Origin of the sequence: Streptococcus sp. 20925_1_22, assembly GCF_041431685.1 — a bacterium.
GTDB lineage: Bacteria > Bacillota > Bacilli > Lactobacillales > Streptococcaceae > Streptococcus.
The window spans coordinates 131,313-151,708 of the sequence record NZ_JAPVYE010000002.1 but is presented as its reverse complement, the minus strand read 5'-3'; the positions used below and the strand labels follow the sequence as shown (position 1 = coordinate 151,708).

The 20,396-nt window shown below is 43.5% G+C and carries 21 protein-coding genes and 1 tRNA gene; 5 read left to right on the top strand and 17 right to left on the bottom strand.

Features of this window, described 5'->3' with window-relative positions:
• Window positions 1–30: 30 nt before the first annotated feature.
• The 9 genes from O3621_RS03230 to O3621_RS03190 all read right to left on the bottom strand — a co-directional run bounded on the left by O3621_RS03230 (window position 31) and on the right by O3621_RS03190 (window position 8,509).
• On the bottom strand, window positions 31–780 hold the full coding sequence (locus O3621_RS03230) for a DUF6287 domain-containing protein (protein WP_371513662.1): 750 nt from the start codon (window positions 778–780) through the stop codon (window positions 31–33).
• Window positions 781–940: 160 nt separating this feature from the next.
• Window positions 941–1,729 carry an NUDIX domain-containing protein gene (locus O3621_RS03225; protein WP_371513660.1) on the bottom strand — a complete coding sequence of 263 codons (789 nt, stop codon included), beginning with the start codon at window positions 1,727–1,729 and terminating at the stop codon, window positions 941–943.
• A gap of 56 nt (window positions 1,730–1,785) precedes the next feature.
• On the bottom strand, window positions 1,786–2,601 hold the full coding sequence (pnuC, locus tag O3621_RS03220; protein WP_371513658.1) for a nicotinamide riboside transporter PnuC: 816 nt from the start codon (window positions 2,599–2,601) through the stop codon (window positions 1,786–1,788).
• A 21-nt stretch (window positions 2,602–2,622) separates the two neighbouring features.
• Complete coding sequence (locus O3621_RS03215; protein WP_371513656.1) at window positions 2,623–3,681, bottom strand: AAA family ATPase; 1,059 nt, start codon at window positions 3,679–3,681, stop codon at window positions 2,623–2,625.
• 182 nt (window positions 3,682–3,863) lie between these two features.
• Entirely contained in the window at window positions 3,864–4,265 is a 402-nt protein-coding gene (locus O3621_RS03210) for a DUF4430 domain-containing protein (RefSeq protein WP_002905510.1), read from the bottom strand.
• Window positions 4,249–4,734, bottom strand: a complete 486-nt coding sequence (locus tag O3621_RS03205; RefSeq protein ID WP_314450497.1) for an ECF transporter S component — start codon at window positions 4,732–4,734, stop codon at window positions 4,249–4,251. The genes O3621_RS03210 and O3621_RS03205 overlap by 17 nt, the downstream gene beginning before the upstream one ends.
• A 42-nt stretch (window positions 4,735–4,776) precedes the next feature.
• The gene (locus tag O3621_RS03200; RefSeq protein ID WP_314450499.1) at window positions 4,777–5,487 is read right to left on the bottom strand and encodes a DUF4272 domain-containing protein; all 711 of its coding nucleotides are present in this window, start codon (window positions 5,485–5,487) and stop codon (window positions 4,777–4,779) included.
• Between the two features lie 127 nt (window positions 5,488–5,614).
• Window positions 5,615–8,044 (bottom strand): ATP-dependent Clp protease ATP-binding subunit, encoded by a 2,430-nt coding sequence (locus O3621_RS03195; protein ID WP_314450501.1) that lies wholly within the window; start codon window positions 8,042–8,044, stop codon window positions 5,615–5,617.
• Window positions 8,045–8,509 (bottom strand): CtsR family transcriptional regulator, encoded by a 465-nt coding sequence (locus O3621_RS03190; RefSeq protein WP_223324112.1) that lies wholly within the window; start codon window positions 8,507–8,509, stop codon window positions 8,045–8,047. It lies immediately after the preceding gene.
• 185 nt (window positions 8,510–8,694) lie between these two features.
• On the opposite strand from O3621_RS03190, the gene O3621_RS03185 reads away from it, so the two are divergent.
• A complete protein-coding gene (locus O3621_RS03185; protein ID WP_371513651.1) occupies window positions 8,695–9,144 on the top strand; it encodes a hypothetical protein in 450 nt (149 codons plus the stop codon).
• 104 nt (window positions 9,145–9,248) lie between these two features.
• Here O3621_RS03185 and tsf read toward each other — a convergent pair whose 3' ends face one another.
• Complete coding sequence (gene tsf, locus O3621_RS03180) at window positions 9,249–10,292, bottom strand: translation elongation factor Ts (protein WP_371513649.1); 1,044 nt, start codon at window positions 10,290–10,292, stop codon at window positions 9,249–9,251.
• 72 nt (window positions 10,293–10,364) lie between these two features.
• Entirely contained in the window at window positions 10,365–11,147 is a 783-nt protein-coding gene (rpsB, locus tag O3621_RS03175; RefSeq protein WP_002894015.1) for a 30S ribosomal protein S2, read from the bottom strand.
• Window positions 11,148–11,453: 306 nt separating this feature from the next.
• Between rpsB and O3621_RS03170 the strand changes: the two genes are divergently transcribed.
• From O3621_RS03170 to tnpA, 3 genes are all read left to right on the top strand, one after another.
• A tRNA-Cys gene (locus tag O3621_RS03170) sits at window positions 11,454–11,524 on the top strand.
• A gap of 129 nt (window positions 11,525–11,653) precedes the next feature.
• A complete protein-coding gene (locus tag O3621_RS03165; RefSeq protein ID WP_314449875.1) occupies window positions 11,654–12,418 on the top strand; it encodes a hypothetical protein in 765 nt (254 codons plus the stop codon).
• A gap of 197 nt (window positions 12,419–12,615) precedes the next feature.
• Window positions 12,616–13,089, top strand: a complete 474-nt coding sequence (gene tnpA, locus O3621_RS03160; protein WP_175859346.1) for an IS200/IS605 family transposase — start codon at window positions 12,616–12,618, stop codon at window positions 13,087–13,089.
• Between the two features lie 178 nt (window positions 13,090–13,267).
• On the opposite strand, the gene nusG is transcribed toward tnpA, so the two are convergent.
• The 4 genes from nusG to pbp2a form a co-directional block, all read right to left on the bottom strand.
• The gene (gene nusG / locus O3621_RS03155; protein ID WP_002894018.1) at window positions 13,268–13,804 is read right to left on the bottom strand and encodes a transcription termination/antitermination protein NusG; all 537 of its coding nucleotides are present in this window, start codon (window positions 13,802–13,804) and stop codon (window positions 13,268–13,270) included.
• Window positions 13,805–14,141: 337 nt separating this feature from the next.
• On the bottom strand, window positions 14,142–14,321 hold the full coding sequence (secE, locus tag O3621_RS03150) for a preprotein translocase subunit SecE (RefSeq protein ID WP_002894022.1): 180 nt from the start codon (window positions 14,319–14,321) through the stop codon (window positions 14,142–14,144).
• A 9-nt stretch (window positions 14,322–14,330) separates the two neighbouring features.
• Window positions 14,331–14,483: a 50S ribosomal protein L33 gene (gene rpmG / locus O3621_RS03145; RefSeq protein WP_002894024.1), complete on the bottom strand. Its 153-nt coding sequence runs from the start codon at window positions 14,481–14,483 to the stop codon at window positions 14,331–14,333.
• Window positions 14,484–14,551: 68 nt separating this feature from the next.
• Window positions 14,552–16,780, bottom strand: coding sequence for a penicillin-binding protein PBP2A (gene pbp2a, locus O3621_RS03140; protein ID WP_371513647.1), 2,229 nt, complete (start codon window positions 16,778–16,780; stop codon window positions 14,552–14,554).
• A 176-nt stretch (window positions 16,781–16,956) separates the two neighbouring features.
• Here pbp2a and O3621_RS03135 point away from each other — a divergent pair, with 176 nt between their 5' ends.
• Window positions 16,957–17,832, top strand: coding sequence for an RluA family pseudouridine synthase (locus tag O3621_RS03135; protein WP_371513645.1), 876 nt, complete (start codon window positions 16,957–16,959; stop codon window positions 17,830–17,832).
• A 74-nt stretch (window positions 17,833–17,906) separates the two neighbouring features.
• On the opposite strand, the gene O3621_RS03130 is transcribed toward O3621_RS03135, so the two are convergent.
• Together O3621_RS03130 and galE are read right to left on the bottom strand one after the other, a co-directional pair.
• Window positions 17,907–18,881: an acyltransferase family protein gene (locus tag O3621_RS03130; RefSeq protein ID WP_371513643.1), complete on the bottom strand. Its 975-nt coding sequence runs from the start codon at window positions 18,879–18,881 to the stop codon at window positions 17,907–17,909.
• Window positions 18,882–19,065: 184 nt separating this feature from the next.
• Entirely contained in the window at window positions 19,066–20,082 is a 1,017-nt protein-coding gene (gene galE / locus O3621_RS03125; RefSeq protein WP_371513641.1) for a UDP-glucose 4-epimerase GalE, read from the bottom strand.
• Window positions 20,083–20,396: the final 314 nt, after the last annotated feature.

Genomic DNA, 20,396 nt, shown 5'->3' with positions numbered 1-20,396 from the left:
AAGCCCATTGGACTTCCTTTTTTGTTCTGTTTAGGGTTGGGTCACCACAACGCTTGTTACTGAACCATCTGCTCCTGTTGTAATCTGCAGATTGGCACTACCTTGCCCGCTTAACTGCGCATTGTATTTGCCATCATCCAGCGTATAGGAGTAGGAAGCGATGGAATAATTAGCTGTCTTTCCATCTGCAGACTGGACTGTGAATTGGCCGTTACCTGATACGGTCACAGTATTTCCATTTGCATCCTTCCAAGTACCAGCAGCCGCTGAGAAATCCCCATCCACCATAGTCAAGACCCCTTTATAGCGAGCATTGCTGGCTGCCTGCTTATTTTGAAGCTGGCGATTGCTTTCTGGCGATTGGGCTGGTTGAGTTGCTTGACTCTGAGTATTTTGTCGACCTGAAGCTTGCTGCGGCTGCGTTTGTTGGACTTGAGGCGCTTCTACAGTAGACTGTTGCTGACTGGCAGGAGCTTGGGCTTGTCCAGGCTGGCTAACTGCTCCTTCTGAAGAAGCGCTATTGCTAACCTTAGGAGAAGCGCTGACCTTGCTGGACGACGCAACTTTTGAACTAGAAGAAGCTTGAACAGTCTTGCTAGAACTAGCACTTGTTGTACTTTCTTCTTTCTTACCACATGCCCCTAAAAGCAAACTAGAAGCCAGAACTGCAGCCACCATCATTTTTGTATAAGTACGTGTTTTCATCTTTTGTCTCCTTGTAATATTAAGAAATCTTTTTGTAACATTATTGTAACACTGTATTTTTTCTATGTCAATCATTTATGCAAGATTTTTCAAAAATCTTTTACTCAAGCGAAATTCTGTTTCTCAATATGCTTCTTTTGTCATGAGAAACTCGCTCCTACTTATCTATTCGTAATTAAAAACGAAAAAACAGGACAAATCTGTCCTGCAAGAGAAATATATAATCAACTTTCTTTTAATCTGATTTTTCTACCTTCAGCCGATAAACTTTTCTCGGCTTCTTCTTTGGCACACGCTTAACGCCTGCCTCTTCCAAGTATTCTCCAAATTTTACTAAAAAATTATTGCTGACGATAGGTCGTCTAGGCGAGATGAGATTGACCAGCTCAGTCCCTTCATAGACAGTAAACGGCGATTCCAGCAGATGGAGAAAAGTTGGATTCCAGTCCAGTCGTCCCTGAATCCGCTTGATAGATTCCAGCAAGATTTGGTAGTGATCAAAGGCAAAGTCCTCTGCTGCCAGGAGCCGTTCACCATCTTTAAAACTACTAGTCTTAAAGTCAACATCAAGAAAGGTGACTTTCTTGGCATCATCCCCAGCTTGTACTTGCTCTACTGCTATGGCCGGCAGATAGACCAGATGGGCAATGGTGATGACCCATCCGCGTGGATCACGCCCTGGAGTAGAAACCGTCATCAGCTGTTCCACCTTTTCCAGCGGTATCTCCAGCCCCACCTCTTCCTTGACTTCCCGAATGCAGGCTTGATAGGCATCCTCATGCTTGTCCACAAAACCTCCTACTAGGGCATATTTATTCTGATAAGGATGAGCCTTGCGCTTGATGACCAAGAGTTTTATCTGCCCTTCCACGAAGCAATAGGCCACCATATCTGCTGTTACGCTGGGCGTCTCATACTTGGGTAAATCCTGTGTCTTGTACCATGCCAAAAAGGCGGACTCATCCGCCATGGTTTCATAGTACTCTTTTTCCGACATTCCCGATGGGATATCCTGTTTGGTCATGAATTTTTCTTCCTTTCCTAAGCTATCTTTTTCTATCAAAAATCTCAAGCCTTGGTCTAAGCTTTCTTCACGGCCTTGGTCCACTGATACCATCCGACGATACTATTGAGGGTATAGACCCAGTACATAGCCTGGATATGAAGGTTGCTACCCCACCAGAGATAGATACTGAAGAGATTGGTCGCAATCCAGAAAATCCACTGCTCGCGGTAGAGACCAGTCATAAGAAGCTGACCGATACCATTGGTCGCATCTGTCACACTATCACGGAAAGGACGGTGACTGTGAATGCTCTTATAGGCAAAGCCCATACCAATCCAAATCAAAGCCGTCAAGGCCAAATATTTAAGCCAGCCACGCCAGTCTAACTTCTTAGCTTCAAAATGAGAGGGTTCTTCCTTATCTTGTTCATTGACCCGGTTGGACAGCCAAGTATAGAGGCCGATTGGCTGCATGATAAAGAAGTAGACCGTAGTCAGCACTTCTCCATAAAAGCTAGCCTGAAAGGACAATAGGAGATAAATTGCCGAATTAACCGCTCCAAAGAGGTAATTGCTGGCCCGCCCCTCGGCTACTAGAATAACGCAAACGATGCCTGTCCAGGAAGCAAAGAGTCCCAGCCAGTCATGCTGCTTCTGACCACTGGTAAACTCCAGAATGAAAGGCAGACTGGAAAGAGCAAGCAAGTAGAGCCATTGAGTCAAGCTACGCCCGCCAAATAAATCCTGCCAGAACAATTTCGCTATGCCGCTAAAACCTTGTTTCTTAGCTGCCACACAGACATTGCGGAAATTCTGAACAAAGGTTTGAGATTTTTGTTTCAGTCCTACGTAGAGAGTTGAAGGAGAGAGTTTTTGATTTTTTACTACCATTCTATTTTACCACTTTCTTTTTTAATCTGCTTGATAAATCATGTTGATCGCTTCTTTGGCCGCCTGATAATTGTCCAAATAACTGCCAGCCAGATAGACCGTCGGAATATGAGCCAAGCACTGCTCTTTCAGCATTTTCAGATAGCTTGAAAAATCACTGCGTATAGCCTCGTCTGCCATACTCATATCGCGAAAGCCATCGTTGACATAGGCCCCAATCGGCTCAGCAAAGAGAATCAAATCCCATTTTTCCTTAGACAAAATGCTGGCAAAGAGATTGTCAAAAGTATCTGTTTCCTCGTCTTGAACCGGACTTTCTTTCAGATAGTAATCATAGTAAGCCTTGGTTACCAACGAATTTGTATCAGCCACGACCAGACCGCGGTTGGTGCTGCTGTCAATCAAGCGGGAAGTCTGAGCATATTGTCCTAAGAGCAGATAATAATAGTCTTTAGGGGTCAGCTCATCGTCTCGCACGTTATTTTGAATCTGATATTCTCGAGCATATTCTAGACTAACCGGAGCATCATAGTAGCGAGCTAAATCTTTGGCCAAGGTTGTTTTGCCATTGCTGGCGCTGCCCATAATCAGCACTTTCTTGGTAAAGTGACGCCGGAAAGGTTGGGCGATATATTTCCAATAACGACTAGGATTTTCCCGAATCATGGTAGCTGAGATACCAAACTGGCGCTCCTGCAAGGAAGTTTTGAAGTCACGCTTTTCTAACTCCTTCTGATAGTCAGCCTCACCAACAAAGAAAACCAGTTCCTCGCGTTCTGAATCATAGCCCACCAACTCCAATAAAGCCGGCAGCCACTTGTCCCAACCCAGAGGATAGCGAGGAAAAGAAGTTTCGTCCAGTTTGTAAACCTGGGTCAATTCATCATCTGCGAAAGTCTCCCGCGTATATCGAAAACGCTTCTGCAGAGACAGACCCACTTCCTGCCCACGGTCTCCCTGATAACCAGAAACCACCACGCGCACCTTATCATAAGAACGCTTAGCCTTCTGAATCAAATCAATATGCCCTTGATGCAAGGGAGCAAAGGTTCCAAATACGATTGCAATTTTTTCTTTCATAGGTCTATCCTTTTATTATTTTTTATATTTTTTCTTTCTATGTTTTTATTATAAACTATATTTTTATTTTGTCAATGCTTTTTTATAAAATTTTATAAAAATACTTTCAGGCTCTTTAAAACTGTATCAAGGGCACAAAAAAGAACCTAATGCCCAAGCATCAGATTCTTTTTATAAAAGATTTATTGCTGATAGACTTCTTGGTAGAATTCCAGCTTGTCTCCATCCTTGACAGTAATTTGATTGGCTGCCTTAGGAGCCATTTCTCCGTTGACCTTAAACATCCAGTAGAGACCCTTTGCTTCATCCTGAGCATGACCATCAATCGAAGTGATAAAACCATCTTTTTCTTCGACCTTATAGGCCTTCTTCAAAGCATCCATAGCTGTCTTTCCTTCTGCAACAGCCACTGTTTTCTCGCTCTTCTCCTGACCTTCTGGCGCAATACTGATGCTGATTTTCAGTTCCTTTTTGACAGAAGAATCAGCGGAGCTAGAGCTTTTGTCAGTATTGGTCTGGCTGCTGCCGCAACCAACAAGGAGAAGGGCAAAAGCAAGTGTGAGCAAACTAAAGATTTTTTTCATTATAGAGCCTCCTTAAAATAGGGTACAAGAGTGGGTAAAAAAACAAGGTCGACAGTCCGTGCGCTATATTGAAGGTCAAAGCGTTAATAATCGCATAAGACCACCAGTGATAGTTGTACAGCAAGGCTGTCAGTGTATCGATGGCAATGCCATAGCCAAAGGATAGGAGAGCTGCTGCTATTCCCTGTCCCACTAGATTTAACCGAGGATAGAGCAACCACCAAAGGCAAAGAATCAGTCCAAAGGACAACAACTGAAAGAGGACAATCGGACTCATTCCCAAAAGAAAAGCTGATGTAAACATCGTCACAGCCATCACTAGAAGTGAAGTCTGCAAATCCTCAAAGATAACGATCAGAAAAAAGATAGCTGAGATAGGCTGCACATTGGGCAAAAAGGAAAATGCATAGCGAAAGGCCACACATAAAGCCGATAGGATGGCAATTTTAGCCATTTTACGAGCGGACAAAGGTACCTCCTTTTCTAATTGAGTGAATCAAGAGAAGTTGGACTAGGTATGCAGCTCAACAGCATCCCAGTCTTGGGCCGTATTCAGCCCCAGCAGCCAGTCAAGACCAGACCGCCTCTCCAGAACAACACTTTCATCAAGGCCTGCAGGTGCTGGCTGATTATGAATCCGAGCATCGACACAGGCCCAATGATAACGATAAATCAAATCATCCTCATCCAGTAACTCTTCTAAGCTGCGCGGTTGGCATTTGCCCAGAAATTCCTGAAAGTCAACCGCACTAGCGACTGCGTCAATAGCAGCATCACAATCACAAATTTTATCTGGAAACGGTAAAGTATTGACTAGACCTAAGTACCAAATCAGCGACCAATAGGCCTCGTATTTCCAAACCATATTGATGATAGCTGCCGAGTCGGCACGATCTTCCAAGACCGCCCTTTCTTTGGGCGTCAACTCTTCCTGCACCCCGTATTGCTGCAGTTTATCCTGCAGCCACTGGCGGCTCTCCTCATTATAATTATTATTTTCGATATCCAAGGCCGCCTGAATAATCAAGAGGCTGGTAATAGCTCGACGCGTAATTTCTTCTAGCGAGCGCGGCCTTACTTGCTCCGCACTTTCGATAACCGGCAAATGCTCAAGGTAAGGAATTCCCTCCTTTTTCAAACGCTGGATGCTAGCAACCTTGCGTTCTTCAGGTGTTTTCACGCTGGCTTTCTTGCCAGCAAACAAATCTTTAAAAAACGACATATCAGCCTCCAATCCTTCAATTTTCCAGTTTCATTGAATGATGAAATAACTGTTCGGTATCTATAGGTATGATTGCTATCAGGGATTAACCGCGAAAACACAACTTTCCATTGAAAGACTGCGCTTTCTAAGCCACTTCGAACTTGAGCTGGCCAGCCTTGACACCAACCTTAAGTGTTTGGCCAGCAGCCAAATCTCCTGTCAGGAGCAGCTCAGACAACTTGTCCTCTACCTGGGTTTGCAGAGTTCGGCGCAATGGCCGTGCTCCCATTTCCACATCGTAGCCTTCCTGAGCCAGCAACTTAAGGGCACTAGCCTGAAACTTCAGCTCAATTCCCTTCTCAGCAAGACTAGCAATAAGCGGTTTGACCATAACCTTGACCACCTCCTGCATATCTTCTGCAGATAAGCTGTGGAAGACTACCTTCTCATCGATACGGTTGATAAACTCTGGTCTATATGCTTTCTTGAGTTCTTCCAGCATTCGTTTTTCCATATTGGCGTGGTCCAAGCGAATGTCACGCGCACCAAAGCCCACCGTCTTATCATCCCGCAAACTAGTTGCTCCTAGATTGCTGGTCATGATAATAATCGTATTGGAGAAGTCCACCTTGCGACCCTTGCTGTCCGTCAGCTGACCATCATCCAAGACCTGGAGGAGAACATTGAAAATATCTGGATGCGCCTTTTCTACCTCGTCAAAGAGCAGGACAGAATAAGGTCTGTTGCGCACCTTCTCCGTCAGCTCCCCTCCCTCTTCATAGCCTACATAGCCTGGAGGCGCTCCGTTGAGGCGGCTAGCCGCGAATTTCTCCATGTACTCACTCATATCAAAGCGGATGAGTGCAGACTCATCATCAAAGAGACTTTCGGCCAAGGCCTTGGCTAGCTCTGTCTTCCCGACCCCTGTCGGACCTAGGAACATAAAGGAGCCAATCGGCCGCTTACTGCTGCGGATACCAGACTGGTTTCGTCGGATAGCTCGGCTGATAGCTGAAATCGCCTCGTCCTGCCCAATCACGCGTTTATGAAGCTCTGTTTCCAAGTTGAGGTATTTCTTCGCATCTGTCTGAGTCAGCTTCTGCACTGGAATACCAGACAAGGCACTCAGAGTAGCCAAAACATCGTCTTCTTCCACTTTCAGCTTATAAAGCTTGGGTTGCTGCTCTTGCTCAAGCAACTTCGAGACTTTTTTGAAATCCGCAGCCATCAAGGCTTGATCCACTGGCGTCAAATCCGACTGCTCGTAATTCTGCGGTCCTCTATTCTGCACTGTTGCACTGGCCTCGTCCAAAAGATCAATGGCAGAGTCAGGCAGATGCTTACTGGTCAGATAGCGATGGGCATATTTGACTGCTGTCTCGATAGCCTGATCACTAATCTGCACCTTGTGGTGATCTTCATAGCTCTTTCTTAAGCCTTGTAAAATAGCAATGCTGTCAGCCATATTAGGCTCTTCTATGCTGACCTTGGCAAAACGCCGAGAAAGAGCCGCATCTTTTTCAATATGTTTCTGGTACTCTTCCTGCGTCGTAGCACCAACTGTCCGCAGAGTTCCGCGAGCCAGAGCCGGTTTCAGGATATTGGCCGCATCCAAGGTCGAGTCAATACCGCTGCCAGAGCCCATGATAGTATGAAGCTCATCGATGAAGAGAATGACATGACCATCTTCTTCAATGTCATTGATGATGTTGTTCATCCGCTCCTCGAAATCTCCGCGAAAGCGAGTGCCAGCGACTACATTCATCAAGTCCAGCTCCAAAACCCGCATCTTGGCAAGTTCAGCAGGAACCTGACCAGCTGCTACACGCTGAGCTAGTCCTAAGGCTAGAGCTGTCTTACCAACCCCAGCATCTCCAACCAACACCGGATTGTTTTTAGTCTTGCGACTAAGAATCTGAACTATCCGTGAAATTTCTTGATCACGCCCAATGACTGGCTCCAATCGGCCATCTCTAGCCAGCTCCGTCAGATCACGAGTGTAGTCTTCCAGCCCCCCGCTGGTAGAAGCTGGCATCCCCATCATATTAGCCATGGTCTGCTTAGCAGCCATTACTCCCTTATTCAGACTGCGAATAGCCTTGATATCTTCCTTGCCCCAGCCAGCTCGCTGCTCCAAGACCTTACGCAAATCACTGATTTTCGGCCCCTGCTCCTTGTCCTCGTAGCTAAAACCGGTAAATTCCAGGATACGAGAGGCCAAGGTCCCCCGGTCAAATAACATACCTAGCAGCACATGTTCGGTACCTACATGCTTAGCGCGAACAGCTTCTGCAATTTGGCCCGCTTCCTCAAACAGCTCCTCTAAGCGATAAGAAAAAGGCAGCAGCTCAAAGTGACCGTCTTTCTGATAAGCCTGACCAGTAATCTGAAAAGCCGCTTCTTCAAATCCATCAACTTCCACAGGAAATTCATTGAGGACTGAGCCAGCAACGCTGTAGGGATTATTAGCCAGAGCAATCAGCAGATGCCATGATTCCAGATAATCTGTCGTAAAATGGCTGGCCAAGAGCTGGGCTGCTTCCAAGCTTTCTATTAAGGCTTTTGAGTATTTCATTTATGATTCCATTCCTTTTCTGTCTAGTTGTTGTAAAATTTTTTTTAATATCCGGGCACGAATCACCGCAGCTCCATCGCCCAAAATCGAGTCCGATGCTGTTGACAAGATTAGATTGCCCTCACGTTCAGTCATAATCTTCTCATCAAAAAGAAGCTGAATAACATCTGTAAAAACCTGCTGGCTGACACGTTCTCCCACACTGTCGCATAGGCCGCAAAGCATCTGATGCCGGTCGGAAAATTCTATCTTTCCAATCCGAATATAGCCACCGCCACCACGCTTACTCTCGACGATATAGCCCCGACTTTCCGTAAAACGAGTCTTAATCACATAGTTAATCTGACTGGGAACCACCTGAAAAACATCAGCCAGTTCACTGCGTTTCAGTTCAACCATCCCAGCCTGAGCCAGAATAGACTTGATATATGCTTCAATACTGTCCGATGTGTTTTTTGCACCCATGACTTCCCTTTCCAGTTGAGGATTTCAGAATAAATTTCTTTTTTCCTTGTTTCTCTAACATTGACTATCTTTGACTAATATTATACCGGAAAAGTCTCTATTTTTAAAGAAAAAGGGATGACTGAAAGGTCTGATAATTCAAACTAGTGAAAAAGCTTTAAAAGCCTTGTGTAATCGCTTGCTTTTTGCTTTTAAAGCGTTATAATATAGGTGGAAATCCACAAGGAAAAGACAGACAGAAACTCCTGCCTGCCAACGATCATCTAAACAAGGAGGATAATCCAATGAAAATGGATTGGCTCAACTATTCTCGTCATGTACTCAAATGGCTCTTTGTAGCTCTGAGTATTTTCACCATCTTTTCTGCTGATTACGTTGATATTCCTATCGGAGCTCTCATCGCCTGTCTTTATGCTCCCCTACTCTTCGAACAGGAGCTGGTCAGCAACCGAGTCAAATGGTATAGCTTTCTGATTATGATGGTGGTTACTCTGCCCCTTTTGTTTATTACCAAAGTCTATCAGTTTAGCCTGACTTACCCCCAAACGACAGTACTTCTCTTTCTCTTGGCAGTATTGATTTTTACCAATGGCTTGATTGCTCATAAGGAAGAAAGAGAAAAAGCAGCTAAGTGATGCTGCTCACCATTCTAAACTTGATGTTTCAAAATGCTACAAATGAAAAGGTCTGAGAAAAAATCTCAGACCTTTTTATCGTTCAATTTCTAAGCTAAAAACAATTAGTTTTGACCAAGAGCCGCAGCCATTGTTGCAGCTACTTCGTTTTCAAAGTCGTTAGCAACTTTCTCGATACCTTCACCAACTTCAAAGCGAGCGAATTCAACTACTGAAGCATTTACTGATTCAAGGTAAGCTTCAACTGTCTTGCTGTCATCCATGATGTATACTTGTGCAAGAAGTGTGTATGCTTGGTCAACTTTAGTATTGTCAAGCATGAAGCGGTCCATTTTACCTGGGATGATCTTATCCCAGATCTTTTCAGGTTTGCCTTCAGCAGCCAACTCAGCCTTGATGTCTTCTTCAGCTTGAGCAACAACTGCATCAGTCAATTGAGCTTTAGAACCGTATTTCAAGTGTGGAAGAGCTGGTTTACCAACCATTGCACGGCTTTCGTTGTCTTGATCGATGACATGGTTCAATTGTGCCAATTCATCTTTGACAAATTGCTCATCCAATTCTTTGTATGAAAGAACAGTTGGTTTCATCGCAGCGATGTGCATAGAGATTTGCTTAGCGAGAGCATCGTCTCCACCTTCGATAACGGAGATAACACCGATACGGCCACCGTTGTGTTGGTAAGCACCAAAGTGTTGAGCATCTGTCTTTTCAATCAAAGCAAAGCGACGGAAAGAGATCTTTTCTCCGATAGTTGCAGTTGCAGATACGTATGCAGCTTCAAGAGTTTCACCTGAAGGCATTGTCAAAGCAAGTGCTTCTTCGTTATTAGCTGGTTTGCCTTCAGCGATTACTTTCGCAGTTGCATTTACCAAATCAACAAATTGAGCATTTTTCGCAACGAAGTCAGTTTCAGCATTCACTTCAACAACAGCGGCAACATTACCGTTTACGTAAACACCTGTCAGACCTTCAGCGGCAACACGGTCAGCTTTCTTAGCTGCTTTTGCCATCCCTTTTTCGCGAAGCAATTCAATCGCTTTTTCGATGTCACCATCTGTTTCAACAAGTGCTTTCTTAGCGTCCATGACACCAGCACCAGATTTTTCACGCAATTCTTTGACAAGCTTAGCTGTAATTTCTGCCATTTTTCTTCTCCTATTTTTTAATGTAAATAAAGGAGCTGGGCTGAGCCCTGCCCCTTTAGGTTAGTTTACTGATTATTCGTTTGAACCTTCAACAACTTCAACGATTTCTTCGATAGAATCTGCTTGAGTTTCAGTTGCAGCCAATTCTGCTTCTACTGATTCAACGCTATCTTCACCTTGACGGCCTTCGATAACAGCATCAGCCATTTTCGCAGTGATTAATTTAACCGCACGGATTGCATCGTCGTTAGCTGGGATGATAACATCGATATCATCAGGATCAGTGTTAGTATCAACCATGGCAACCACTGGGATACCTAATTTCTTAGCTTCCTTAACAGCGATTTGCTCTTTATGAGGGTCAACTACGTACATCACATCTGGGATGCGAGGCATATCTTCGATACCGCCCAAGAATTTTTCAAGACGAGCGCGTTGTTTGTTGAGAAGAGCGACTTCTTTCTTAGGAAGAACTTCGAAAGTTCCGTCTTCTTCCATGCGTTTGATTTCTTTCAAACGAGCTACACGTTTTTGGATAGTAGACCAGTTTGTAAGAGTTCCACCCAACCAACGGTGGTTGATGAAGTATTGACCTGAACGTTCTGCTTCTTCTTTGACAGCGTCAGCAGCTTGCTTCTTAGTACCAACGAAGAGGATAACTGCATCGTTAGCAGCAGCATCACGCATAAAGTCGTAAGCTTGGTCAGCATACTTTACAGTTTGCTGCAAGTCGATTACGTGGATACCATTACGCTCAGTGAAGATGTACTTAGCCATCTTAGGGTTCCAGCGACGAGTTTGGTGACCAAAGTGAACACCAGCCTCAAGAAGTTGTTTCATTGAAATTACTGCCATGAGTAAATTCTCCTTTTTGTTTTTTTCCTCTTTTAGATTTCAGCTCGCAGAACCACCCAAGGGCAACAGTCCCACAATTCATCTAAAATGAGTATTTTGCCATTTATACGGCATCCCCTATTATAACAAAAGCGCAGCTCTTTGACAAGGTGTTTGCCAGATTTTCTGCCACTAAGAATGAATTCTACCTCTCAGCTGAACATTTGTTCCTGAAGCATTCAGAATGGTAGCGTCTAACATTTTCTGATTTGACTTTGAAAGACTCTTGACGAAAGCAAGTATTTACGATAGAATAATAAGAGTTGCGGCGGTATAGCCAAGTGGTAAGGCACGGCTCTGCAAAAGCTTGATCGTCGGTTCAAATCCGTCTACCGCCTTCGTAAATATATTTCTAGAAGTCCTCAAAGGGCTTTTTTTATTGCATTTCCTATTGTTTCTAGCAAACTTTGCTGATATAATATTATAAAAATATCATCCATCATCAGCGAAAGGAAAAAAGATTGATTATGAAAAAAATCAGCTTCTATACCCTTAGTCTCCTCTCTTTGCTAGCTCTCTCAGCCTGCATGCCTGCCAAGCAGACGCAGCAAAGAAAAAAGACGCCTAGCTCCCTCAAAGCTTCGAAAAGTTCATCCTCTAAGGAAACATCCAGCAAATCATCTAGCAGTAGCTCTAGCACCTATGAAAGTAGTGATGAGGTATTTCAGAAACGTGCTAGCTTTGAACCAGATGATGCTTCTGCACTACAATACATACCAGATGCAGCTTCTATTCCTGAATTAGAGAAAATAAGAAATTTCCATATTTCCACTGGCTTTGTCATTCAGGTAAACGGAGAGGATATCAATGGTGACAAACCTAAAACGTCTTACGATGAAGTAACAGCAGCTCTAGGCCAACCTACATTCAGCACTGATGAGAATGACCCTGGCAACTCTGTTAACATCTGGCACACAGACAACGGAGACATTATGTGCTACTTTACCAATAATGTACTGACGAATTTGAGTTTTAGCCTAAAAGACGCTCAGCCAGCCAAAAGCAGTTACTCTAGCATCACCACATCCGACACTCCCAAGACAGCTTTCGACAAGCTTGGTCGTCCGGAAATGATTATACGTTCAGAGCGCGATACAACCTTTGTCTATAAAAATTCCAATGACGAACAGTTTAGTTTCTCTACCCAGAACAATCAAATCGTTGGGGTAATGTCTACCTCTCAAATGAAACAAACCAAAGACATTATTGACTCCGTCATTAAGGATAAGTAATTTCACACTCCGTTCCAAAAACACAAAAATCCAAGACTGAAAAGGTCTTGGATTTTATTATGGCTTCAAGCCAGTTTTTCTCTTAGAGAAAAACAAGAAAACCACCAGCTAAGCTGGTGGCTGCCAAGGCTTTGAGCTTTCATTTCTTTTTCCTGGTATAATCTACTTGTTCAGGTAAGACAAAGGAGGAAAAAGAAATGGCTAAAACCAGTTACAGTTTATCACATACCAAATGGATGTGCAAATATCATATCATCTTTACCCCCAAGTACCGCAGAAAAACCATTTACTACAAAATAAGACGAGATCTCATTGAGATTTTTCGTCATCTATGTCAATACAAAGGTGTGGAAATTATTGAGGGACATATGATGCCAGATCATGTTCACATGCTTGTCTTGATTCCTCCAAAACTTTCGATTTCCGATTTCATGGGATATTTGAAAAGCAAGAGTGCATTGATGATATTTGATAAACATGCCAACCTAAAATATAAGTATGGTAATCGAAAGTTTTGGGCGAGAGGGTACTATGTAAGTACCGTTGGCCTCAATGAAAAGACAGTTGCCAAATATATTCGCGAGCAAGAGAAAAATGACATTGCCCTGGATAAGTTAAGTGTCAAAGAGTACGAGGATCCGTTCTCAGATGGTAGTTTTAGAACAAGATAAAAGCCCGTTTTTACGGGCATTAGTCAAGTAATCATAGCATTAACCTGAACGAAGTTCAGCGAACGTCTTTAGACGTCGCTGGAGGGAAACGGCTTATAGCCGATGTACAAGCCACCCGTTTTCACGGGTGGTTATGACTTTTGACGAGGATAGCGAAGAGTTCATCCTGCTTCATAAATTAAAGCTCTGCAATCTGGCTAAGATTAACTTCGGCCACGGTGTCATTACCAAACATGGAAATAATCATCTTGACCTTGTTATTATCAATCTCCGTAATCTTACCTGTATAGTCAGTGAAGGCACCATCTATGATACGAACGGTATCCCCAACCTTGACATCCAAGTCAAATTCCTGAACTGTTTGACCCATGGAGATGAGAATGTTGCGAATCTCTTCTTCCAAGAGTGGCGTTGGTTTAGAGCGGTTCCCGTGTGACCCGACAAATCCTGTTACATTCGGAGTATTCCGCACAACAAACCAAGCTTCATCTGTCATGACCATTTCCACCAAAACATAACCGGGGAAGCGATTTTCTTCGATTTCCTTGGTCTTGCCATTTTTCTCTACTTGCACGGTCTGAGTAGGGATTTCCACGCGCAAGATATTTTCCAGCATGTTATAAGTTTGAGCACGCTGCAAAAGATTTTCTTTTACCTTGTTTTCATAGCCTGAATAGGTCTGCAGTACAAACCAGCCTTTGTCAAAACTGTCCATGAGTTCATCCTTTCCTAAATAAAAAAGCCTGCGGGCTTCTGCTTCTTTCTAGCCCTATTATACCATAAATTCCTCAAATGCAAAGGAATTTATTAACTTTTTCCCATACAAATCAAAGCCTTGCAATTCTGCCCAAAAATTCTTGAATCAGCGTTGTCTAGTATGAGAAATTTTTATTTCAAACGATGAATTATAGATAGATTTGATTTTTTTGAAGCTGAGTGAAATTGTCAGCGCGTAAATAAGGACATACGCCAAAAATCCCACCTAATCACAATAGGTGGGACTTTGAATGATATATCTGTCGCAGTATTCTTTTCTATTTCCTCTACAGTTATTAAGAGAAAATATTCAGAATCTGGAAAAGACCGCTTGCCACTACTTTGTCAAAGATATAGATGATTACTACAAAGAATGCAGTGTATTCCATGACAGAGATAAAATCTGTCCATCTCTCTTTTCGTGTAGGCCAAGTTGTATCTTTCAATAATTTAAAAACATCTTTAAAGAATTTCACAACAATCTCCTATCTAGTTTCTTTATGCAGGGTGTATTTACTGCAATGTTTACAAAATTTATTAACTTCTAAACGCGTTGGTTTTGGAGTGCTACTGAGCTTAACCGAGTAGTTCCGAGAACCACAGACTGTACACGCTAGACTCGCTTTTTTTAATGCCATAACGCCTCCATCTTTCTTATTATAGCAGGATTCTATGCTTTTGACAAGCCGTTCAGCTCTTTTAAATCCTATTGAAACCAGCTGGTAACAGTATCCCAGAGATTCTTAGCTTTCTCAGGAATACCAGTGTCATCAATGGCTTTCTTGGCTTCATCCACCAGATGTTGAGCTCGATCCTGAACGTCCTGCAGGAAGTCTTTGTTTTCAGTTGTAGTACCCGTTTCCTCCGTACCATAGGTGTCCACAGGGGCAATGCCGTTGGCAGCATAGGCATTCTTCTGCCCTTCAAAGGAAGTTCCTTCTGTATATGGCAGGATGCTATTGGCAACATTTCGGAAAACCGCCGAGGCTTCATTCGCGCTGGTTCCAGTCAGATAGTGGGTTTCATCAGTTTTTGGAAAGCCTAGCCACTGGCTGATAACCACATCCGGCGTATATCCAATCACCCATTGGTCACCAGATAGATCTGGGTTAAAGTCCGTTTCAGTCGTACCAGTCTTACCAGCCATAGTGTAGCCATAAGGAGCTGCGTAGATACCTGTACCGTTCGAGAAAGTCCCCAGCATCATGCTGTTCATCTTGTCAGTCGTTGAGCTATTGAGGACCCGGGTAGAGGTTTGGCGATGGGTCTTGACAACTTGACCGCTGGCATTTTCAATTTTTGTAATGAGATGGGCATCATTCATCACACCGCCATTGGCAAAGACTGAATAGGCCTGCGCCATCTGCATTGGATTGGTTGTAACTCCGCTTCCTAGAGCCACGCCCAAGGTCTTATCAACCTTGTCCATATTCAGACCAAACTTTTTCCCGTACTCAAAGGCTTTGTTAATGCCTAACTCGTCTACAGTTGAAACAGCCGGAATGTTCAGAGATTCTGCCAAGGCTTGATACATTGGAACTTTAGGGGAGCTTTGGATATTGCCGTAATTGTTGATGGTATAGTCGCCAAAGGTGGTTCTGGTATTATCCAGCTCCTTGTCTGTCGGCCAACCAGCAGCAACGGCTGGACTGTAAGCAACCAAAGGCTTGATAGTAGAGCCGGGGCTGCGGGATGACTGGGTTGCATAGTTAAAGCTTCTGAAGGTCGAACCTTCTGCACTATTGACTCGTCCAACTAGTGCCCGCACACCGCCGGTTTTTGGATCCAAGGCAACACTGCCCGACTCAGCCATAGTACCATCTTCTGCTACAGGAAAGAGAGAGACATTGCTGTAAATAACCTGCATGCTGGCTTGGTAGTTCTGATCCAATTCAGTATAGATTCGATAGCCATTATTAACAATCTCTTCTTCAGTCAAGCCGTAGTCATTGACAGCTTCATTGATGACCGCATCGAAATAGGATGGATAGCGATAGTCTTCTGACTTACCGGCATAAGCATCAACCAGCTGGCCACCGATTCCTACAGCGGCAGCCTGATCGGCCGTCCCCTGATCGATAAAGCCTGCAGCAACCATATTTTGCAGCACCGTATTACGACGATTGGTCGCATTTTCAACTGAATACAGCGGATTATAAATCTCCGGTCCCTTGAGCATACCAGCCAGAACAGCCGACTGGTCCAGACTAAGCTGACTAGCCGAAACTCCGAAATATTTCTTAGAGGCATCCTCCACACCCCAGACCCCATTCCCAAAATAGGAATTATTGAGGTACATGGTCAGGATTTCCTGCTTGCTGTATTTCTTATTGATTTCCAGAGCCAGGAAAAATTCCTTGGCCTTCCGCTCGATGGTCTGGTCCTGAGACAGATAGGCATTTTTGGCCAACTGCTGGGTGATGGTAGACCCCCCACCCGAGCGACCGGCTGTCAGGATAGCCAAGATAAAACGACTGTAGTTAATCCCGCCATTCTCATAGAAAGTCCGGTCCTCTGTCGCGATGACAGCATTCTGCAGGTCTTGACTAATCTCGGTCAGCTCAACATAAGTTCCTTTCTGACCAGACAGACTTCCCGCTTCATTACCATCCTTGTCAAAGATGAGCGTGGTAGCTTTGAGGGCATTCTGCAAATCCTTGACATTGGTCGTCTTAGCCACATAAAAGAGATAGCCGCCGACCACCAGACCAAAGGTCAAGCCGAGAATCAGGAATATCTTGGTCAGATGAAACCTGCGCCAAAAACGGCGGATAGGGTGCTGAGAGAGAGGTTTCTTTTTTGTCTTACCCGAACGGCTGAGACCAGACTTGGCTTGCTCTTCTGTCAGCTCTACCTCCTCTGCTGCTTCTTTTTGAGGTTTCTGTATAGTAAAATAATCTACTAATTTTTCAAACAAATCTTTTAAATTCTTCATAAACTTTATTTTATCACCTTATTTAGGTGCAGACAAGAAAGTACCCTATTTCCTGTCTGATTTTTAGTTATTTTTAAGAAAAAGAGTATATTAAATAGCCTTTTAAAAGCCTCTGCAGCAAGTCTTATCCGACACTGCCTATTTCCAAACAGCAGGCTTTCTGCTACAATAAATGTATGAAATTTACACTGACCATCCCAGATGGACTGCCCGCTATGACAGTCAAAGAGCTGCTGGAAGAACAATTTCTCATTCCGCGAAAAATCCGTCATTTTCTGCGGACCAAGAAGCATGTGTCCGTCAACGGTCTAAGTATCAATTGGCAGACTGTAGTCAAACCTGGAGATGATATCCGCCTGATATTTGATGAAGAGGATTATCCTCAAAAGACAATCTTGTTTGGAAATGGCGAACTCGTAGAGGAGCTCTATCAGGACCAGCACCTCATTATCGTCAATAAACCCGAGGGTATGAAAACCCACGCTAATGAACCAACAGAGCTAGCCCTTCTTAATCATGTTTCTGCCTATGTTGGCGAGACCTGCTATGTCGTTCACCGGCTAGATAAAGAAACCAGCGGTGCTGTCCTCTTTGCCAAGAATCCCTTTGTCCTGCCCATCCTCAATCGGCTGCTGGAAAAGCGAGAAATCAGCCGCGCATATTGGGCTCTGGTCCAAGGCAAGTTCCCAAGCAAAAAGCTTATCTATAAAGACAAGATTGGCCGCGACCGCCATGACCGCAGGAAACGGCTGGTTGACCCCCGAAAAGGACTCTATGCAGAGACCCATGTGACTAGGGTCAAGCAATTTGGGCAGGCTGCCTTGGTCAAATGCCAACTCAAGACTGGACGCACCCATCAGATCCGTGTTCATCTAGCTCACCACGGACACCCACTTATCGGTGACCCCCTTTATCATCCGCAGCCCCAAGGGCGGCTTATGCTTCACGCCCATCGGCTGACCTTCACCCACCCTTTTACGCTGGAAAAAATCACCGTCGAAGCCCACTCTGACAGTTTTGAAAAAGTATTGAGCAGTCTGAACGCAAGATAGACTAAGAAAAGCAACAGTATGGTCTGTTGCTTTTAGTTTGGAGTCAAAGCGAGGATAAGCTATGACAGCTTACATCACTGAGCCGGAAGTGCACTGATAAGTCTGGGCCGGATGGCTTTCTGAAAAACTATGCTCAGCAAGTAAGACAGTAAGAAAATGATAAAAAAGCCAAAACTATAAATGGTATTCCGAGGCATTATCGACCTGAAAATGAAGATAATAAAAGGATGGATGATATAAATCATGGTGGCGTACTTTTTGGCAATATTATTCAAAATCGGAATATCAATATTGGTCCCGTTTCTGACCGCATAGAGGAAAATTGCACTGGAAGACAAAAGGGTACTGGGATAGAGGTCGTACTCCGTACCCATGAAACAGTACTCAAGCAAAATCAAAGCCGCTATTCCCAAGCCAATCGCCCATTTCCTGACAGAAGACAAGTCGTAGGCTAAAATCCGGTCCCGATGCTTGACAAACTGCATGCCTAAAATGAAAAAGGGAAGCCCCATAAACAGGAAGTTGCGATAGTAAAATTCACTGTCTGTATTGAACTCGATACAAAAGGCCAAAACTAACAAGAATAAGGACACACCAAAGCTAGTTAAACGGTGGAAATGCTTATAAAAAACCAGATAAAGCGTGTAGATATAGGAGATAGCCAGCAAATACCAAGTCGGTGTAGCAGCTGAACCAATCAAGTCTCTGGGACTGTTAAAGAGGAAAAAGTCTGCAAAATCAGACAGGTCTATAGATGCCATCTTTTCTGTTAGTTCTCTGGTCAGCACTAGGTTGACAAAATGCACGATTGTGTAAAATAGGAGACTGGCAGCTGTCAAAAGGAGCATCTGCTTGAGACGATACTTGACCTTGTCTCTGGAAATATTAAAGGAAAAATAGCCCGACAGCATCATGAAAAAGGGAACTGCAAAGCGGGCCACAATTTGATAAAAAACGCCAAATTGCCCTGGCAACAGAAAGTGTAAGGAAACAATACTAAAGCAAGCTAGGGCCTTGAAAGCGTGCAAAGTTGTGTTTTCAGTCTTCATGCAGACATTATAGCATGTTTATTATTACAGCTCATCAAGACCAGATTACATGCCCATTAAAAAACATATCAATTGATGACATTCTTTAAAAACTTTTGCATCTGTGGGAGAAGACAGCTCTTATATAGAAAAACTCTTCTGCACTATTACAGAAGAGCTTTATTCACCTGACCGATATTCTACATTAGCCTTCATAGCCATTAGGATTTGAGCTTTGCCATCTCCAAGAATCTCGCATCATATCTTGGAGAGTTTTCTCAGCTTTCCAGCCCAAAATGTCATTAGCTTTACTTGCATCGGCATAGCAAGTCGCCACATCTCCAGGTCGTCTATCTTTTATAGTATAAGGAATTTTCACACCATTGACATTTTCAAATGCTTTAACCATATCCAGTACACTATAACCAATCCCTGTACCAAGATTGAAAACAGCGACCCCCTTGTTTTCTAAATTATGTTTCAAAGCCAAAACATGGCCCTTGGCTAAATCGACTACGTGGATATAATCCCGCACTCCTGTACCGTCATGCGTATCATAATCATTTCCGAAAACGCTAAGCTCTTGCAATTTACCGACCGCAACCTGAGTAATATAAGGCATAAGGTTATTAGGAATTCCATTTGGATCTTCACCAATCAGACCAGACTCGTGAGCACCAATTGGATTGAAGTAACGAAGATTGGTTACAGACCAATCTGAATGTGCAAGAGCAAGATCCGTCAAAATCTGCTCCATCATCAGCTTAGTATGGCCGTAGGGATTGGTCGCTGAAGTAGATAAATCTCCTGTCAAGGATAAACCATGATTCATTCCATAGACCGTGGCACTGGAGCTAAAGATAATATGTTCTACCTTGTGCTCTTCCATAACATCAAGAAGAGAAATACTAGCACTGACATTATTTTCATAATATTTAAGTGGTTCCCGCACCGATTCTTCTACTGACTTATAGGCCGCTAAATGAATGACTGCATCAATGTGATTGTCTTTGAAAATCTGGTCCATCAGATTTTTATCAGAAATCGAACCCTTGAAAAACGGAATATTCTTACCAGTGATAGTTTCTAAGCGCTCTAGCACTTCTGGAGAGCTATTCGAAAAGTTATCCACGATAATGGCTTCATAGCCTGCTATGACTAGTTCAACCACTGTGTGACTTCCTATATATCCCGCTCCACCTGTGACTAAAATTTTTTTCATAGGACACCTCTTCTTGCTAATCCTCAAGTTCTCTTTAATTTTACTATTGCAACTAACAGGTATTTCTCTTTCTAAAGTTGACCGCCGAATTCTGCACTTACTTAAAATACCAAAAACCAGCCTAATTTGCTACCCTATAGCTCTGCTCTTCTGATGCCTTTTGAAATCTCTTCATGGTAGAATAACTTGCAAAACCATTTATATTCTCAGGCATAAAGAACGGAATTATTTTAGCTAATTTCTAGTTATTCTAAAAAATACCATAATCCGCAATAAGTTACTTTGTATGCTAACACTACATTACAAACGTAAAA

Coding starts and splice junctions, on each gene's coding strand:
- tnpA (WP_175859346.1), top strand. CDS start 12,616: ATGGCTAAAACCAGTTACAGTTTATCACATACCAAATGGATGTGCAAA.
- O3621_RS03225 (WP_371513660.1), bottom strand. CDS start 1,729: ATGACCAAACAGGATATCCCATCGGGAATGTCGGAAAAAGAGTACTAT.
- O3621_RS03165 (WP_314449875.1), top strand. CDS start 11,654: ATGAAAAAAATCAGCTTCTATACCCTTAGTCTCCTCTCTTTGCTAGCT.
- O3621_RS03210 (WP_002905510.1), bottom strand. CDS start 4,265: ATGAAAAAAATCTTTAGTTTGCTCACACTTGCTTTTGCCCTTCTCCTT.
- tsf (WP_371513649.1), bottom strand. CDS start 10,292: ATGGCAGAAATTACAGCTAAGCTTGTCAAAGAATTGCGTGAAAAATCT.
- O3621_RS03230 (WP_371513662.1), bottom strand. CDS start 780: ATGATTGACATAGAAAAAATACAGTGTTACAATAATGTTACAAAAAGA.
- galE (WP_371513641.1), bottom strand. CDS start 20,082: ATGAAAAAAATTTTAGTCACAGGTGGAGCGGGATATATAGGAAGTCAC.
- O3621_RS03135 (WP_371513645.1), top strand. CDS start 16,957: ATGAAATTTACACTGACCATCCCAGATGGACTGCCCGCTATGACAGTC.
- O3621_RS03130 (WP_371513643.1), bottom strand. CDS start 18,881: ATGAAGACTGAAAACACAACTTTGCACGCTTTCAAGGCCCTAGCTTGC.
- rpsB (WP_002894015.1), bottom strand. CDS start 11,147: ATGGCAGTAATTTCAATGAAACAACTTCTTGAGGCTGGTGTTCACTTT.
- O3621_RS03215 (WP_371513656.1), bottom strand. CDS start 3,681: ATGAAAGAAAAAATTGCAATCGTATTTGGAACCTTTGCTCCCTTGCAT.
- rpmG (WP_002894024.1), bottom strand. CDS start 14,483: ATGGCATTAAAAAAAGCGAGTCTAGCGTGTACAGTCTGTGGTTCTCGG.
- O3621_RS03200 (WP_314450499.1), bottom strand. CDS start 5,487: ATGTCGTTTTTTAAAGATTTGTTTGCTGGCAAGAAAGCCAGCGTGAAA.
- nusG (WP_002894018.1), bottom strand. CDS start 13,804: ATGGACAGTTTTGACAAAGGCTGGTTTGTACTGCAGACCTATTCAGGC.
- O3621_RS03190 (WP_223324112.1), bottom strand. CDS start 8,509: ATGGGTGCAAAAAACACATCGGACAGTATTGAAGCATATATCAAGTCT.
- pnuC (WP_371513658.1), bottom strand. CDS start 2,601: ATGGTAGTAAAAAATCAAAAACTCTCTCCTTCAACTCTCTACGTAGGA.
- O3621_RS03195 (WP_314450501.1), bottom strand. CDS start 8,044: ATGAAATACTCAAAAGCCTTAATAGAAAGCTTGGAAGCAGCCCAGCTC.
- pbp2a (WP_371513647.1), bottom strand. CDS start 16,780: ATGAAGAATTTAAAAGATTTGTTTGAAAAATTAGTAGATTATTTTACT.